At 71.8% G+C, this 14,443-nt stretch carries 14 protein-coding genes and 1 pseudogene; 4 read left to right on the plus strand and 11 right to left on the minus strand.

The annotated features are described in order from the left end of the window. Window positions 1–6: 6 nt before the first annotated feature. The 7 genes and pseudogenes from ACZ60B_RS21460 to ACZ60B_RS21490 form a co-directional block, all read right to left on the minus strand. Window positions 7–192: pseudogene (locus tag ACZ60B_RS21460) on the minus strand (hypothetical protein); the annotation flags it as partial. Window positions 193–379: 187 nt separating this feature from the next. Further along, window positions 380–2,161 (minus strand): CocE/NonD family hydrolase, encoded by a 1,782-nt coding sequence (locus ACZ60B_RS21465; RefSeq protein ID WP_469389221.1) that lies wholly within the window; start codon window positions 2,159–2,161, stop codon window positions 380–382. Further along, on the minus strand, window positions 2,158–3,120 hold the full coding sequence (locus tag ACZ60B_RS21470; RefSeq protein ID WP_469389333.1) for an MBL fold metallo-hydrolase: 963 nt from the start codon (window positions 3,118–3,120) through the stop codon (window positions 2,158–2,160). The genes ACZ60B_RS21465 and ACZ60B_RS21470 overlap by 4 nt, the downstream gene beginning before the upstream one ends. A 37-nt stretch (window positions 3,121–3,157) precedes the next feature. After that, entirely contained in the window at window positions 3,158–4,081 is a 924-nt protein-coding gene (locus ACZ60B_RS21475; RefSeq protein WP_469389223.1) for an alpha/beta hydrolase, read from the minus strand. Window positions 4,082–4,084: 3 nt separating this feature from the next. Beyond that, window positions 4,085–5,200, minus strand: coding sequence for an FAD-dependent oxidoreductase (locus ACZ60B_RS21480; protein WP_469389225.1), 1,116 nt, complete (start codon window positions 5,198–5,200; stop codon window positions 4,085–4,087). 12 nt (window positions 5,201–5,212) lie between these two features. Next, window positions 5,213–6,169, minus strand: a complete 957-nt coding sequence (locus ACZ60B_RS21485; protein WP_469389227.1) for a phosphotriesterase family protein — start codon at window positions 6,167–6,169, stop codon at window positions 5,213–5,215. Between the two features lie 50 nt (window positions 6,170–6,219). After that, window positions 6,220–7,194: a phosphotriesterase family protein gene (locus ACZ60B_RS21490; protein ID WP_469389229.1), complete on the minus strand. Its 975-nt coding sequence runs from the start codon at window positions 7,192–7,194 to the stop codon at window positions 6,220–6,222. Between the two features lie 245 nt (window positions 7,195–7,439). Between ACZ60B_RS21490 and ACZ60B_RS21495 the strand changes: the two genes are divergently transcribed. The 4 genes from ACZ60B_RS21495 to ACZ60B_RS21510 are packed head-to-tail and all read left to right on the plus strand — an operon-like array spanning window position 7,440 to window position 10,867. After that, window positions 7,440–8,612 (plus strand): cytochrome P450, encoded by a 1,173-nt coding sequence (locus ACZ60B_RS21495; protein ID WP_469389231.1) that lies wholly within the window; start codon window positions 7,440–7,442, stop codon window positions 8,610–8,612. Then, window positions 8,609–8,797 (plus strand): ferredoxin, encoded by a 189-nt coding sequence (locus ACZ60B_RS21500; protein ID WP_469389232.1) that lies wholly within the window; start codon window positions 8,609–8,611, stop codon window positions 8,795–8,797. Before ACZ60B_RS21495 ends, ACZ60B_RS21500 begins: the two co-directional genes overlap by 4 nt. Next, window positions 8,794–9,936, plus strand: a complete 1,143-nt coding sequence (locus ACZ60B_RS21505) for an NAD(P)/FAD-dependent oxidoreductase (RefSeq protein ID WP_469389234.1) — start codon at window positions 8,794–8,796, stop codon at window positions 9,934–9,936. The genes ACZ60B_RS21500 and ACZ60B_RS21505 overlap by 4 nt, the downstream gene beginning before the upstream one ends. Before the next feature lie 10 nt (window positions 9,937–9,946). Continuing rightward, window positions 9,947–10,867 (plus strand): LysR family transcriptional regulator, encoded by a 921-nt coding sequence (locus ACZ60B_RS21510; protein WP_469389236.1) that lies wholly within the window; start codon window positions 9,947–9,949, stop codon window positions 10,865–10,867. Between the two features lie 24 nt (window positions 10,868–10,891). Here the strand turns inward: ACZ60B_RS21510 and ACZ60B_RS21515 are convergent, their stop codons facing one another. From ACZ60B_RS21515 to ACZ60B_RS21530, 4 genes are all read right to left on the minus strand, one after another. Further along, window positions 10,892–11,500, minus strand: a complete 609-nt coding sequence (locus tag ACZ60B_RS21515) for a TetR/AcrR family transcriptional regulator (protein ID WP_469389238.1) — start codon at window positions 11,498–11,500, stop codon at window positions 10,892–10,894. Between the two features lie 136 nt (window positions 11,501–11,636). Next, window positions 11,637–12,887, minus strand: a complete 1,251-nt coding sequence (locus ACZ60B_RS21520; RefSeq protein WP_469389335.1) for an FAD-dependent monooxygenase — start codon at window positions 12,885–12,887, stop codon at window positions 11,637–11,639. 27 nt (window positions 12,888–12,914) lie between these two features. Continuing rightward, the gene (locus tag ACZ60B_RS21525; protein ID WP_469389240.1) at window positions 12,915–13,610 is read right to left on the minus strand and encodes a maleylpyruvate isomerase N-terminal domain-containing protein; all 696 of its coding nucleotides are present in this window, start codon (window positions 13,608–13,610) and stop codon (window positions 12,915–12,917) included. After that, window positions 13,607–14,443, minus strand: a complete 837-nt coding sequence (locus tag ACZ60B_RS21530) for a fumarylacetoacetate hydrolase family protein (RefSeq protein ID WP_469389242.1) — start codon at window positions 14,441–14,443, stop codon at window positions 13,607–13,609. Before ACZ60B_RS21530 ends, ACZ60B_RS21525 begins: the two co-directional genes overlap by 4 nt.

The following is a 14,443-nucleotide window of genomic DNA, read 5'->3' on the forward strand; positions in this document are numbered from 1 at the left end:
CGCGCCTCAGCTCACCGCCTGCTTCACGAGTGCGGCGATCCTCGCCTCGGCCTCGGCGTTCAGTTCCGTGAGGGCGAACGCGGAGGGCCACATGGTGCCCTCGTCCAGGTTCGCCTGGTCGCTGAACCCGAGGGTCGCGTAACGTGCCTTGAACTTCTCCGCGCTCTGGAAGAAGCAGACGACCTTGCCGTTTTCCGTACCGCTCATGGCAGAGCTCCCCGTCGAGGTCGTGGTGTCCGCGGTCCCACGCACACGCTGACGGCGGCGTGCGGCCCGGACGTTGCCGGGCTCCATTGTTCCGATCACGCGGCCGGGCCGGGCATGGACGTGGCAGAACCGCCGGGGCCGGCGGCCCCCGGCCACCGCCGACCCCGCCTCGTCAGACGCCGGTGTGCTGGTCTCCGTCTTCGGCGCGCGCGGGGCCTGATCGCGTCGTGTCCGGGGCTTGGTCCGTCGTGAACGGCAGCACCAGGCGGGAGGGGTGTGCGGCGTCGCGGTAGATCTTGTGGGTGACGGGGCGGCCCACCGGCAGGTGGAAGGCGTCCGGCGGGAGGAGGGAGTTGTGCGCGTCGGCCAGGGGTTCGTCGTTCGACAGCTCCACCACCAGGCGGTGACCGGGAAGGAAGGTGGCGGCGTGCGGGTAGAGGCGCAGCACGTACTCTTCGATCTTTCCGGGTTCGACCGGCACCGCGCGGGTGTGCGGGTGGTGGGGGTCGCCCTCGGTGGTGCGGTCCTCGTCGAGTTCGCGGTGGGAGGCCTTGAGGTAGCCGGTGGTGATCAACTGCCGCTTGCCGCCGGGGGCTTCGTCCCACAGGCGCAGGATGAAGTTGGTGTCGTCCTGGTCGATCTCGGCGAACAGGTGGGCCGCGCCGGTCCCGATCAGCTCGGTGGGCTCCTCGAACGGTTCGGTGCTCCAGGTGAGCACCTCCACCTTGTCGGTGACCGTGAGCGGGGCCTGGTAGAAGCCGTCGGGGGCGGCGTGTTCGGTTCCCATGCGCTCGGGCTCGTAGGAGAGTTTGTGCCGGGGGCGGAGGTAGAGCGACTTGTGGGTGGTCGGCTTCGGGGGCCACCGGTCCGCGGCGATCACCTCGCGTGAGCCTTCCACGAAGACGCTCACGGCCGGCTCGTCCATGATCCCGTTGTCGACGCCCTTGAGCCAGTACTCGTACCAGCGGAACATCTTGTCGTGCTCCTCGATCCAGGGGCGCGACTGCATCGGGGGGTAGGAGCCGACGTCGAGCTTCTTGGGGCCCTTGAGGACGTCGAACAGCTCGATGTGTCCGTCGACCGTCCAGCCGCGGCCCTGGTCGATCTGGAGGTAGACCGGGATGTCGATGTTCCGGGCCAGGTTGACGGGGTTGCGTTCCTCGTACCAGTCGCCGTCGAGCGGGTTCATGACGATGTCGAACCAGAACTCGCGGTTCTTGGGGTACTTGAGGACGTGGACGAGGTTGGGCCAGGCGGCCACGTCGGGGTCGTCGAGTCGTTCGTCGACGAGCTTGTTCAGGTGCTCGGGGCTGTGGACCTCCTGCATACGGGACTTGACGTCGGTGTGCGCGATGCCGGAGTCGCCGCCGCGGCCCTCGCGGGCGGCGCGCGGCATGAACCACATGACGCCCCCGTGGTACGTCGTCTCGTAGAAGTCGAAGTGGCCACCGCTGACGAAGATCGCCTTGAGGTGCGGGGGGCGTTCGGCGGCGGCGAGCACCTGCATGGAGCCGAAGTAGGAGATGCCGATCATGCCGATGTTGCCGTCGCACCACGGCTGCGCGGCGACCCATTCGATCAGGTCGTGGAGGTCCTGCCCCTGGGGGACGCCGCCGGCGTTGTAGTTGCCGACCATGACGCCGCCGGAGTCGCCCGTGCCGCGCATGTCGCCGATGACGTGGACGTATCCCTCCCGGACGACGCGGGCGATGTCACCGGCCTCGATGCAGCCGTCCCACATGGGGCTGGGGCGGCGCTGCGGGGGCGTGGTCAGGGCGAGGGCCTGGAGTTCCTTGCCGTAGGCGCTCATCGCGATCAGCGCCGGGCGGGGGGTGTCGTCGGTGCCGTGGTAGGCGTCCACGGCGAGTTCGACGCCGTCGCGCATGGGGACCCGCAGGTCCTTGCGGACGGCGATGGACTCCTGGCCCGCGCGGATGGTGTGGAGGTCGGTCATGGTGTGGTGCTCCTGTACTGCGCGGTCGGGTGGTGCTGCGCGCGGTAACCGTGCAGCGAGGTGAAGAAGGGCGAGGGTTCGAGGGCCGGGTCGCCGGTGTAGCCGAGCGCGTCTGCCACGGCGGCGAAGGGCGAGTACGGGGAGTCCGTCTCGCTCGGGCCGGCCTCCAGACAGCGGCAGGCGGCCTCGGCGACGCGGCCTTCGGCGGCGAGGCTCTGGGCGATGGCCTCCCGGGCCTGTGTCTCGTCGAGTTCGACGCCGTACGGGGTGCCGTCGGCGCGGCGGTAGGGGTGTCCGAGGTACAGGTGCCGTGGGCGTATCTCGTCCCGGAGGTGTTCCAGGCCGGCGCGGTAGGCGGCCGGGTCGGTGTAGCCGGGGAAGCCGTTGGCGGCTCCGTGGACCTGTACGGCGTCGCCGACGAAGACCGAGCGTTGGCCGTCGACGACGTAGGCGACGGAGCCGGGCGTGTGCCCCGGTACGGCGTGCACCGAGACGGTGACGTCGCCTCCGAGGGAGAGGGTCTCGCCGCCCTTGACGAGCAGGGTGGGTTCCATCTCCCCGGAGATGACGGCGTGCGTGGCCGCGGCCACCTTCGCCTCGCCCTCGGCGTCGCGCAGGTACCGGCCTCGTCCCGCGCGGTACTCGTCCACGTGCGCCCGGCGGGAGCGGAGCATCGGTGCGTCCGCCTCGTGGATCACCACCTGCGCGCGTCGGCCGGTGAGTTCCCACAGGGCGTGCGCCCCGCCGATGTGGTCGATGTGCCCGTGCGTGAGCAGGATCCAGCGCACGTCCTCGATGCGTCTCCCGATCGCCTCCAGCGCCGGGGCCATGCCCTGCGCGGGGGAGGTCGCGATCCCGGTGTCGACGATCGCCGGTTCGGGCGCGTCGACGAAGAAGCTGTACAGACCGAACCTCCCCCACGGTGAGACGAGGGGGTGGACGGTGACGTCGCGTGTCATGGTCACCTCTCCGAACTTCTTTGACGGTGGCCTGAGTTCAGTGCCGGGTGAGGAAGTCGCGGGTCTCGGCGAAGACCCGGTGGAACTCGGGGATCCAGGAGAAGTGCTGGACGAAGCCGTGGCCGGCGCCCTCGTAGCGGCTCACCGTGGCCTGCACGCCCGCGTCCTGGAGGCGTCGGCCGTACAGCTCGCCCTCGTCGCGCATCGGGTCGAACTCGGCGGTGACGACGAGGGCTTGTGGCAGCCCGCGCAGGTCCTCGCGCTTGACCGGGGACACCAGCGGGTCGGCCGGGTCGGCGCCGCTGTCGAGGTAGAAGGCGTTGAACGGCTTGAGACCGGCCGTCTCCAGGCCGTACCCGACGGCGTTCTCCCGCAGGGAGGGGTGGCGGTCCTCGTCGAAGTCCAGGTCGAGGGAGGGGTAGTAGAGGATCTGGTGGGTGATCCTGTCGAAGCCTTCGTCGTGCGCCCTGGCCGCCACGGCCGCGGCGAAGCCGGCGCCGGAGCTGTCGCCGGCCACGCCGAGGGTGGTGCCGTCCCAGCCGAGGTCCGTGCCCTGTTCGGCGGCCCACCGGGTGACGGCGTAGCAGTCGTCGAGCCCGGCCGGGAAGGCGGCCTCGGGCGCCCGGCGGTAGCCGACGGAGACCACCTTCAGGCCCGTCTCCTTCGCCAGCGAGCGCGCGAGGTGGTCGTGCGTGTCCAGGCTGCCGAGGAAGAAGGCGCCGCCGTGGAAGTAGGCCAGCAGGCCGTGGCGGTCCGCGTCGGTGGGCGTGTAGAGGCGTACCGGCACGTCGCCGGCGGCCGTGTGCGCGGTCAGGTCCCGCACCGCGTGCAGCGGCAGGCGGTCCTCGACGGCGGGTACGTGCGCCTCCTCCGCGGCGCGCAGTGCGGCCGGGTCGAGCGGGCCCTCGGGCGCGGGCGGGAGGGTCGCGAGGAACTTCGCGATCTCGGGGTGCAGTGGCATGACCTACTCCTTCGTCGCGGCGGCCGGGGGCTTCTGGCCGGGGAAGACGTCGTCGATCTCGTTCTCGGCCCAGCCCTGGCGCGAGATGGCCTGGAGCTGGTCGGTCACCGGCTTGCGGGTGGCCTGGTACCGGGCCAGGGCCTCCTTCACGGAGTCCGCCTGCCGCAGGGCGTCGGCGAGCGCTCCGGCGTCCTCGATGGCCGAGTTGGCGCCCTGGCCCTGGTGGTGCAGCATCGAGTGCGCGGCGTCGCCGACGAGGACGACGGAGTCCGAGTGCCAGGTGTCGACCGGGTCGATGTCGTAGACGGCGCGGATGTTCACGCCGTCCGTGTCGAGGCCGCGGGTGATGGCCACCAGGCGCTCGTCGAAGCCCTCGACGGTGCGCAGCATGTCGTCCTTGGTGACCTGCGGCGTCCAGGTCCCGTCCGGGCACAGGGCGGTGATGTCGAAGGACACCTGGTTGCGGTGGCGCAGCGGCAGCAGGTAGACCTTCGTGCCGCGGCCGATGTACATGCGCAGGTTGTCGTCGGTGACCATGCCGTGGGCGTCGTCCGCGGAGATGACGGCGCGGTAGGCGTGCTCGCCGGAGAACACCGGTTCCCGGTCGCTGAACAGCTGCTGCCGTACGACGGACCTGATGCCGTCGGCGCCGACGACGAGGTCCGCCTCGACGGTGGCGCCGTCGGCGAAGGTCAGGACGGAGCTGTCGCCCTTGTCCTCGACGCTCTGGAGGCGGTGGCCGAGGCGCACCATGCCCTCGGGCAGCACGCCGAGCAGGGCCTCGATGAAGTCGCCGCGGTGGATCAGATGGGTGCGGGTCTGCTCGCCCTCGGCGGGCCACGCCTCCTTCATGATCGGGTCGCCGGTGGCGGTGAGGATCTCGAAGTACTCGCTGGGCGAGCTGACTTCGGCGATCGCGTCGAAGATCCCCCACTGGCGGAACCGGTTCATGGTGGCGGGGCGCAGGCCGATGCCGGCGCCGACCTCCCGGATCCGGTTGGCCTGTTCGTGGACGGTGACGTCCGCGCCGAGCAGGCTGAGGGCCTTGGCCGCCGCCGCGCCGCCGTAGCCCGCGCCGACGATCGCGATCTTCAGTTTGTTCAGGTCCGAGGACTGCATGGCGGATCTCTCTTACTTCTGGATGGTGAGGAAGTCGGCGGGGTTGCCGACGAAGATCGTCTGGATGGCGGCCTCGTCGAGTCCGGCGGCGCGCAGGTCCGGGAGCAGGTCGTCGAAGAGGTAGTTGACGGTGTGTCCCTTGACTCCGGGCCAGCCCAGGGGGGAGCAGTTGGCGTCGGCGGAGGCGAGGACCTGCCCGATGCGGCGGCCGTTGTCGATGAACCGCAGGAAGTGGTCCAGGCGTTCCTTGCGCGGGCGGGCCCAGAACGGCGGGTCGGGCAGTTCGGTCTCGTAGCCGAAGGTGTCGAAGCCGATGCGGCCGCCCTGCTCGGCGATCCACACGTCGCGGGTCCTGTCGGCGTTGACCCCGTCGTCGACGTGCCCGAACAGCACACGGTCCAGCGGCAGTCGCTCCTCGTCGAAGATCGCGACGGCGTTCTCGGCGTCGATCGCGAGGTGGGTGAGGATCGGCACGCCCGTGCGCAGCGAAGCGCGGGCGGCGGCGCGGTAGATGCGCTTGTCGAGGTCGGTCATGCGGCCGCCGCGGCTGACGCCGACCTTGATGACTCCGGCGAGGCTGCCGGTGTCGCCGATGCCGACGGTGATCTCGTGGACGAACTGCCGTGTCAGGTAGTCGACGTCGGCGCGGGCGAAGTGCGGCAGGGCCGTGTCGCCGCCGACGAAGCCGGTGCAGGCGACGATGTGGACGCCGGTCTTCGCGGACAGCGACTTGTAATGGTCGACGTCACGGCCGTTGCAGATGCCGGTCGCGTCGACGAAGGTGCCGCCGCCCAGTTCGTGGAAGCGGCGCAGTTTGGGAACGGTCTCCTCGTACCGCTGCTCCGGGGTCTTCCACCACTGCGTGTCCAGCTCTGAGCCGGGCATGCCGTAGCCGATGTGTTCGTGGATCGCCACGAAGCCCAGCTCCTCGGCGGGGACGGGCCCCAGGACGGTGTTGACTCGCGACACAGCACTCACCTTCGGGAAAAAGATCTTGACGGTCGTTCGGGCCGGCGCGTTCAGCGCGTCGCGAGCAGGTCGCGGGGGTTGGCCCGGAGGATGCGCCGCACGTCGTCGTCGCCGACGCCGTGCGCCTCGAGCAGGGGCACGAAGGCGGTCAGGACGTGGCTGTACGGCAGGTCGTTGGCGGGGTGCCCCTTGGCCACTCCGGTCGCCCCGACGGAGAGCAGGATGCGGCCGGCGTGTCCGGCGCGTACGAGGTCGGCGACCAGGGCGGCGCGCTCGGCGTCGGTCAGGTGCTCGGCGTCCTCGGTGCCGACGTGGTCGAGGACGACGTGGGCGCCGCGGTCGGCGACGCGCTGCGGGGCACCGGCGGCGACGGCTGCCCTGCGGTCGAGGCCGCCGACGGCGACCCGGTCGGCCGGCAGCTTCTCGTCGAGGACGGCCTCGAGTTCTCGTAGGGCGTCGGCGCCGTGGCGGAAGGAGAGCGGCGCACCGGTGGCGAGGGCGGTGCGGGCCGCGCCGCGCAGCAGGCTCTCGTCGGTCGCGGTCATGCCCGCGCGGGTCACCGCGGTGGTGACCAGTCCGGCGGGGCCGCGGCGTTCCACGCGCGGGACCACCATGCCCTCGGTGATCTCCTCGGTGAAGAGGCCGGCGAACTTCTCGGCGGGCCAGGGGGTCGGCGGGTCGGTCTGCGGGGTGAGGAAGTAGCCGCCGAGCAGTTCCTCGGGTCCCTGGCCGGTCGAGGCGACGATGTGCACGCCGGTCGTACGGGACAGGGCCTCGTACAGGCGTACGTCGCGGCCGTGGAACATGCCGGTGCTGTCGACGATGGTGCCGCCGCCGTGGGCGCGGAAGTCACGCAGCTTGCCGGCGAGCGTCTCGAAGATCTCGGCGCGGTCGAGGGTGATGTCGAAGGCGTGTTCCGCGCCCGGCAGCACCGACAGCAGCGCTTCGTGGACCGAGACGACGCCCAACTCCCCGGCCGGCACCGGGCCCAGGACGGTGTTGACGGTGTTGCTGTTCACGCTCATGGCTGCCTCACGTCTGCGGTGCGGGTGCGGCGGTGCACCCTGTGGCTGCCGTCACGCTAACCATTCGCTTTACATGACGTCAACGAAACGAACATCACGAATATATTTTGCTCATGTAGTTGCGCGAAGGTGGGAGCCCGGAGCACGGAAGGCCTCGGCTCGCGGATCGACATGCACAGCGTGCATGTAGTGCCATGCAAATCATTCATTTGATGAATGCGATGCGATCCACTTTGACTGAGGTCATGAGCACACCGCCCACGTCCGACGTCGATCTCTTCGCCGACGACGTCGTCCTCGATCCCCATTCCGTCCACGCAGAGCTGCGGGAGCTGGGCCCCGTGGTCCACCTGCCGAAGAACGAGGTCCACGCCCTGACGCGGTACGACGTGATCCGCGAGGCCCTCGCCGACTGGGAGTCGTTCTCCTCGACCTCGATCGCGTTCAATTCGGCCGCCAACCAGGCCCTGACCGGCACCTCGCTGGCCTCCGACCCGCCGGTGCACACCCGACTGCGCGCCACCCTCACCGAGAACCTCTCGCCCCGCGCGCTGCGCGGACTGAAGGGCCGGATCGAGGCGAAGGCCGACGCCCTGGTCGCCGAGCTCGTCGAGCAGGGCTCGTTCGAAGCCGTCGACGCCCTCGCCCGCGCCTTCCCGCTGGAGGTCGTCGCCGACCTCATCGGCTTCACCGGCCACGTGCGCGACAACATGCTGCGCTGGGGTCAGGCCGCCATGCAGGTCATCGGTCCGATGAACCAGCGCACGGCCGAGAGCTTCCCCATCGCGGGCGAGCTGTACGCCTGGTGCTCCGAGGTCACCGCCGACGACCTGGTCGAGGGCTCCGTCGGCCGCGCGATCTTCGACGCCGAGGCCCGCGGCGCCGTCCCCGCGGGCACCGCCGGCCACATCGTCCACCAGTACCTCGGCGCCGGCGTCGACACGACCGTCGCCGCCATCGGCAACCTCGTCGCCCTCTTCGCCGCACACCCCGACCAGTTCGACCAGGTCCGCGCCGAACCCGCCCTGATACCGGCAGCGTTCAACGAGGCGCTGCGGTACTGGCCCCCGGTCAACGTCTGGGGCCGCGTCACCACCCGGGACGTGGAGATCGAGGGCGCAGTCGTCCCGCAGGGCTCGCAGATCGCAGTACTGCTCGGCGCGGGCAACCGAGACCCGCGGCACTACGAGGACCCCGACGCCTTCCTGGTCGGACGCAACCCCGTCGACCACCTGTCCTTCGGCTACGGCCCGCACGGCTGCGCGGGCCAGGGGCTCGCCCGTCTGGAGGCCCACGCCGTGATCGAGGCGCTGTCCCGGCGCGTCAGGCGTCTCGTCGTCGGACCCGAGGTCCGCGTCCCCGGCAACATCACCCGGAGCATCGAGCAGCTCCCCGTCCTGGAGGTCGTCCCCGTATGAGGATCGTTCTCGACCGTCCCCGCTGCGAGGGGCACGGCCTGTGCGAGGAGGCCGCCCCGCGGCTCGTGCACCTCGACGACGAGGGTGAGCTGGTGCTCGACCGCGAGGAGGTCGACGGGGGCGACGCCGCGCTCGCCCGGGCCGCCGCGCGGGTGTGCCCGGTCGCCGCGCTGAGGGTCGTATGAGCACGCCCGCCCTGAGACGGGTCGTCGTCGTGGGCAACGGCATCGCCGGGCTCACCGCCGCCCACACGCTGCGCGAGGCCGGATTCGACGGCGAGCTGACCGTCGTCGGCGACGAGCCCCACCCCGCCTACAGCAGGCCCGCCCTGTCGAAGGCGCTGCTCCTCGACGGCGACGACCTGACCTCGCACACTCTGCCGCCGGCCTCGCACGGGGCGAGCGAACTCCTCGGCGTGCGCGCGACCGGGCTCGACCCCGACCGGCGGCTCGTCACGCTCGACGACGGCACCGCGCTGCCGTACGACGGCGTCGTCCTCGCCACCGGCTCCCGGGCGCGACGCCTGTCCGGGCTGCCCGACGAGGTCACCCTGCGCGGGCTCGACGACGCGCTGGCGCTACGCCGCCGCCTCGCGGAGCGTCCCTCCGTCCTCGTGGTCGGCGGCGGCCCGCTCGGCATGGAGATCGCCTCCGGATGCCTGGCCGCCGGCTGCGACGTCACCCTCGTCTCGCAGGGTCCGCCGCTGGCCGCCCAGCTCGGTCCCCACCTCGCCCGCGTCTTCACCGGCGCCGCACGCGAGCGGGGGCTCACCGTGGTCACGAGCGGCCCGGCCCGGGTCGAGGGGCGGCCCGGCGACGCCCGCGTCACCCTCGACGACGGCACGGTGCTGCGCGCGGAGGTCCTGCTCAGCGCGGTCGGTGACATCCCGAACACCGAATGGCTCGCCGCCACCGGGCTCGTCGTCGACGGCGCCGTCCCGGTCGACACGCGCGGCCTGGCCCGTCCCGGCATCGCGGCCGTCGGGGACCTGGCCGCCGTCCCCACCGCACGGGGCCCACGACGGGTCCCGTTGTGGAGCAGCGCCATCGACCAGGCGAAGACCGCCGCCCGGGCGCTCGTCCACGGTGACGACGCCCCGCCGCTCGTGTTCCAGCCGTACTTCTGGACCGAGCAGTTCGGGCGGACCCTCAAGGCGGTCGGGCCACTGCCGACGGCCGGGGAACCGGTGTACGAGGCCGGGGAACCCGGCGGCGGCCCGGCCCTGATGACCTGGCGGCAGGACGACGGCAGCACCACGGCCGTCGCCCTCGACCACCGCATCCCCGTCCCCCGACTGCGCCGCCTGACCCGGGCGTCCGCATAGGGTGATCGCCATGAGCGGCGAGGAAGGCACCACGGCGTCGGGACTGGACCGGCTGGCGTCGGTCAATCTCAACCTGCTGGTGCCTCTTCTCGCGCTGCTGGAGGAACGGTCGGTGACCAGGGCGGCCGAGCGGGTCGGGCTGTCGCAGCCCGCGATGAGTCACGCGCTGACCCGGATGCGGCGCCTGCTGGGGGACGACCTCGTCGTCCGGCAGGGCAGCGGCGTCACGCTCACCCCGCGGGCCCTGGAGCTGATCGCGCCACTGCGCGGCACGCTGCAACAGGCGGCGCAGATCGTCGACTTCCCCTCGTTCGACCCCACCACCGACGAGCGGGTCATCACCGTCGCCATGACGAACAGCACGGCGTTCGTCGTCGGCCCCCGGCTGACCCGGCTCGTCGCCGAGCGCGCGCCGCGCGCCACGCTGCGGGTGCGGACGATCACCGTGCCGACCGAGGCCACCTTCACCGAAGGGGGCGTCGACGTCGTACTGATCTCCGAGGGGCATAGCTCGCCGTATCCGCGCGAGCGGCTCTACGACGACCGCTGCGTGGTGGTGGCCGCACCGGACACCCCGCCGCGGGCCGACGCGCTCGAACTGCTCACCGATGAACCGCACGTCGTCGTCGACACCGACCGACGGGTCTTCCCGTACTCGGTGCTGGAGGACGAGGGCATCCCCTACCGCGTCGGGCTGTGGATCTCCGACTTCCTGCTGGTGCCGTTCCACGTGGCCCGCGCCGGCGGCGTCGCCCTGCTGCGGTACCGGGTCGCCGCCACCATGCGCACCCTCGCCGACCTGCGGATCGAGGAGTTCCCGTTTCCGCTGCCCGGACTCGGCATCGACATGGTGTGGAACCCGCGCCTCAACGACCGCCAGTTCGTCGCCTGGCTGCGCAGCCTGCTGTACGACGCCGCGGCCGAGCAGTGAACCGAGCGGCCCCGCCCGTGGCGGTCAGGTCAGCAGCCGCACCCAGCTGGCGCTGAGCTCGTCGAGCATCTGCTCGCGGGTGATCTTCCAGTCGGCGTCGCCCCAGTGCTGGGCGACGTAGTCCAGCTCGGCCATCGCCAGCACGCCCCGGAAGCGGCGCTGGTGGGGGACGAAGCGCCCGGCCGCCGTCAGACCGTCCTCGATGTCGCTGATGGCCTCCTCCAGCCATCGCTCCACCAGGTCGCGCAGCTCGGGATCGACGGCCGCGGCGTCCCGGCCCACGCGGATGATCGGCCGGATCTCCGGCCAGCTGTCGGCGGTGCGCCGCAGCCAGGCGCCGATCGCCTCCGGCGTGCCGGCGGCCACGGTGGCGACCAGGTCCTGCGCCGTGGAACCGTGCTCGGGCGAACGCACGCGCTGGAGCGCCTCGTTGAGCCGCTCGTCGATGAGTGCCTTCATCAGGTCGCTGCGGGAGGGGAAGTAGGCGTAGAAGGTCACCCGGGTGGTGCCCGCGGCGGTCGCGATGTCGTCGACCTTGGTGGCGGCGTACCCCTTCGTGGTGAACAGTTCGAGCCCGGACTCCAGCAGCAGGCGGCGCGTCATCTGCTTCTGCGCCTGTCGAAGGTTCGCCATGCCCGGATCCTAGCGCGTCGGCGCACGCCGTCCGTACGCACCGGCCTACGGACGCACGCACCGCATGGATCGCTGTCGGGCTGTAAAGCTCCGGTGGCGGCCCGGCCGGTCGCGCGGGATCAGCAGCGGGCGTCGCTCATGCCGCCGTGCCCCTGGCGGCCGGCTGCGGGGTCGCGGAGGACAGCGGGATCGGCTCGAACATGGGTGGCTCCTGGTCCGGGGTCAGCGCGGTGGGGCCGTACAGCCAGTCCACGAAGGAGTAGTCGGAGGTGGCGCGGGCGCGCAGCAGGGCGTTGCGCTGCTCGCGGGGGACGCCGTCGAGGTGCCACAGCTCGCCCCACGCGCGCGAGGTCGTCACCACGCGGCGGCAGTGCTCGGGGCGTACGGCCTCGTACGCGGCGAGGGCGGCGTCCCAGTCCGGGGTGCCGTCGGCGGCGCGGTGGCGGGCGACGTGCTCTCCGAGGACCCAGCCGTCCTCGATGGCCATGATCGCGCCCTGCGCGATGTACTGGAGCGGCGGGTGCGCGGAGTCGCCGAGCAGGGCGATCCGGCCGTGCACCCAGTTCATGATCGGGTCGCGGTCGAACATCCGCCACCACTTGTCCCGCCACATGAACGGCAGGCCGTCCCGTACGAAGTCGCAGGTGTCGGCGAAGGCGGCGTCGAGCTCGTCCGGGGTGCCCCAGTCCTCCCGGCCGGCCAGCGCCTTGGGCGACTCGAACACCGCGACCTGGTTGAGCATCTCGCCGCCGCGCAGACCGTAGTGGACGAAGTGGCAGCCGGGGCCGATGTGGACCACGACCTCGCCGAGGTCCACGGACTTCACCCGCTCACGGTCGGCGGGGACGGTGCCGCGGTAGGCGACGTAGGCGGAGGAGACGGGCCGGTCGTCGACGAGCAGCCTGCGGGCGACGGAGTGCAGGCCGTCGGCCGCGATCACCACACCGGCCTCGTGCGTCCGGCCGGAGGCCAGGGTGACGCGGGCACCGGTGGCGGTGTTCTCGTACGAGGTGACCTGCGCGTCGTTGACCAGCTCGACGCCGGCTCGCTCGCAGGCGCGCAGCAGCAGGCCGTGCAGGTCGCTGCGGTGGATGACCAGGTACGGGAAGCCGTAGCGCCGCTGCAGGTCCCGCAGGTCGAGCCGGGTCAGTTCGTCGCCGTCGACGGCGTCGCGCATGACCATCGTGTCCGGGACGACGCCGAGGCTCTCGGCCTCCTGGAGAAGGCCGTAGTCGTCGAGGATGCGGGTGCAGTTGGGGGCGAGCTGGATGCCCGCGCCGACCTCGCCGAAGGCGGGGGCGCTCTCCAGCAGGCGGACGGCGAGGCCCTGGCGGGTCAGCGAGAACGCCGCGCCGAGGCCGCCGATACCGCCGCCGACGACGATCACATCAGGATGGGACATGGAACTCACTCCTCAGAGCCACGGGCCGAGCTCGGGGGCGTCGGCGAGTGTGTGGGGGCGGCCGGCCAGCCAGGCGGCGACCTCGGGAAGCGGGCCGTCGGGCAGCACGGGCAGTTGCCGCTTGGCACGGATCTCTTCGGCCAGGGCTGCCAGGAAGCCCTTGGGCAGGTCGGTGAAGGTGACGACGCCGGTGGCGAGGTCGACGGCGTGGACGCACACCTCGCGGGCGCGCATCCACGGCAACTCGGTGGCGGGGACCGTGCGGCCCTGGGCGGTGACGACCTGGTGCCGCCACCGCTCGCCGGTGAGCCGGTCCAGTGCCTCGGCGAGGCGCTGCGCGGATGCGGTCAGCCAGGAGCGCAGCTCGGCGGCGGACAGGGCGGGGCCTCGGGCGATGCCGGCGGCGCGCTCCTCGGCGGAGGCGTACATCGGCGTCTCCTCGCCGGTGGCAGCCCAGTGCACGAGGTTGCCCAGGGCGTCGGCGTTGGCGGCGACGTGCGCGACGAGATGGCCGCGGGTCCAGCCGGGCAGTGCGCTGGGGGCCGCGAAGCCGTCCTCGTCGAGGCCCGCGACGGCGTCGAGCATCAGCTCGGTCCCGGTGCGGGCCCAGGCGCGCGCGTCGGCGAGGGTGCGCGTGGCGGTCGTCGTGACTGGGCCGCCCTGCGAGGTGATGGTCGCGCCTCGACCACCCTTCGGGGCGGTGGTCATGCCTCGACCACCCTGTTGGCGCAGGCGCCCAGGCCGGTGATCTCGGTGACCACGGTCTGGCCGGGGAGCAGGAAGACCTTGGGGTCGCGGGCGTTGCCGACGCCGGCCGGGGTGCCGGTGGCGATGATGTCACCGGGGCGCAGGGTGACGACGGTGGAGATGTACTGGACCAGGAAGACCGGGTCGAACAGCAGCGTGCCGGTGTCGTCCTGCTGCATGACCTGACCGTCGACGGTCGTCGTCACCTGGAGCGCGGGTCGGGTTCCGCCGACCTCGTCGGGGGTGACGACGTAGGGCCCGACCGGGGTGGTGGCCTCCCAGATCTTGCCCTGGGTCCACTCGATGGTGCGGAACTGCCAGTCGCGCACCGAGATGTCGTTCATGACGGTGAAGCCGGCGATGGCGTCGGCGGCCTGCTGCTCGTCGGCGCGGCGCACCTGCTTGCCGATGACGACGGCGAGTTCGACCTCCCAGTCGAGCGCGTCGGTCTCGGCGGGCTTGACGAGGTCGTCGTTCGCGCCGAGCAGCGTGTCGGCGAACTTGGGGAAGAGCGTGGGGAAATCGGGCAGGTCCCGGCCCATCTCCTTGATGTGGTCGGTGTAGTTGTGGCCGACGCAGACGACCTTGGAGGGGTTGGGGACGACCGGCGCGAAGTCCGCGCCGTCGGCCGGGTAAGTGGCCGTGGACGCGGCGGCCTCGGCCTGCGCCTGCGTCCGCCAGTCCGGCTGGGCGAACAGCTCGCCGAGATCGGAGTGGCCGAGGTCGACGAGGACGTCGCCGTCGAGGCGGACCGCCCGGGTGCCGTCGGCGGTGCGGAGGGTGGCGAGCTTCAT

The organism is Streptomyces sp. NPDC104096, from assembly GCF_055584385.1.

Excerpts from the sequence above, each read along its gene's own strand:
- ACZ60B_RS21480 (WP_469389225.1), bottom strand. The coding sequence starts at position 5,200 with ATGCAGTCCTCGGACCTGAACAAACTGAAGATCGCGATCGTCGGCGCG.
- ACZ60B_RS21530 (WP_469389242.1), bottom strand. The coding sequence starts at position 14,443 with ATGAAGCTCGCCACCCTCCGCACCGCCGACGGCACCCGGGCGGTCCGC.
- ACZ60B_RS21475 (WP_469389223.1), bottom strand. The coding sequence starts at position 4,081 with ATGCCACTGCACCCCGAGATCGCGAAGTTCCTCGCGACCCTCCCGCCC.
- ACZ60B_RS21505 (WP_469389234.1), top strand. The coding sequence starts at position 8,794 with ATGAGCACGCCCGCCCTGAGACGGGTCGTCGTCGTGGGCAACGGCATC.
- ACZ60B_RS21490 (WP_469389229.1), bottom strand. The coding sequence starts at position 7,194 with ATGAGCGTGAACAGCAACACCGTCAACACCGTCCTGGGCCCGGTGCCG.
- ACZ60B_RS21515 (WP_469389238.1), bottom strand. The coding sequence starts at position 11,500 with ATGGCGAACCTTCGACAGGCGCAGAAGCAGATGACGCGCCGCCTGCTG.
- ACZ60B_RS21500 (WP_469389232.1), top strand. The coding sequence starts at position 8,609 with ATGAGGATCGTTCTCGACCGTCCCCGCTGCGAGGGGCACGGCCTGTGC.
- ACZ60B_RS21525 (WP_469389240.1), bottom strand. The coding sequence starts at position 13,610 with ATGACCACCGCCCCGAAGGGTGGTCGAGGCGCGACCATCACCTCGCAG.
- ACZ60B_RS21465 (WP_469389221.1), bottom strand. The coding sequence starts at position 2,161 with ATGACCGACCTCCACACCATCCGCGCGGGCCAGGAGTCCATCGCCGTC.
- ACZ60B_RS21495 (WP_469389231.1), top strand. The coding sequence starts at position 7,440 with ATGAGCACACCGCCCACGTCCGACGTCGATCTCTTCGCCGACGACGTC.
- ACZ60B_RS21470 (WP_469389333.1), bottom strand. The coding sequence starts at position 3,120 with ATGACACGCGACGTCACCGTCCACCCCCTCGTCTCACCGTGGGGGAGG.
- ACZ60B_RS21510 (WP_469389236.1), top strand. The coding sequence starts at position 9,947 with ATGAGCGGCGAGGAAGGCACCACGGCGTCGGGACTGGACCGGCTGGCG.